The organism is Arthrobacter sp. SIMBA_036 (assembly GCF_046535135.1).
In the GTDB taxonomy this organism is placed as follows: Bacteria; Actinomycetota; Actinomycetes; order Actinomycetales; family Micrococcaceae; genus Arthrobacter.
In genome coordinates, this window is record NZ_JAWRXG010000522.1 from 1 (window position 1) to 228 (window position 228).

General features: G+C 59.6%; 1 pseudogene. It reads left to right on the forward strand.

The features are described from left to right. Positions 1-195: pseudogene (locus tag SB659_RS20720) on the forward strand (NADP-dependent oxidoreductase); the annotation flags it as partial. Positions 196-228 lie beyond the last annotated feature (33 nt).

Here is a 228-nt window from a genome sequence, read left to right on the forward strand (position 1 = left end):
GTGCGCGGCTTTATTCAGCGCGAGTTCGCCGCGCAGCGGCCGGATTTTCTTGAAGAGGCATCCGGATGGCTGGCGGATGGCTGCCTGAAATTCCGTGAGGATATCGTCGATGGTCTGGGAAATGCGCCCCAGGCCTTCATCGGCCTGCTGCAAGGCAAGAATTTCGGAAAACTGATCGTGCGTGTGAGCGAATGATTGGCCGGCAAAAGCCTCGGGCTGCGGTCCCTG